This is a genomic window from Treponema sp. R6D11, from assembly GCF_054786075.1.
The window spans coordinates 1-350 of sequence record NZ_BDHD01001246.1 but is presented as its reverse complement, the minus strand read 5'-3'; the positions used below and the strand labels follow the sequence as shown (position 1 = coordinate 350).

General features: G+C 30.6%; 1 protein-coding gene. It reads right to left on the bottom strand.

What is annotated here, in order from left to right:
* Window positions 1-322 (bottom strand): hypothetical protein (locus ACYVTD_RS18290; protein WP_461249024.1); only part of this gene is annotated, 322 nt, incomplete at its 3' end.
* Window positions 323-350 lie beyond the last annotated feature (28 nt).

The window sequence follows — 350 nt, the reverse complement described above, 5'->3', positions numbered from 1 at the left end:
GCATCATCAATGAATAAGCGATCATATCTGCTTGGTTTTCTACTATTCTTAAATAAGGTATAGAATAAGTTGCCCTACTATTTGGAGCATTAAGATTCGATATATGTATCGGCAATGTTTCGTCTTTTATGTGCGCGTATTCATGGTATAATGCTTCTGTCAGGACTTTTTTTGGATAATTCTTGTTAAGTTTAATTATACCTCCATTTTTTCTGTCAAATCCATTTAATTTTGTAAAAGCAGGAACACTATGTTTCAAATCTGTAGAAATGAGTGAATCAGTATATACTATTTTAAATTTCATGGTTTCTAAATCATCCAAGACTTTATTCTCTAGATCTGTATGTGTA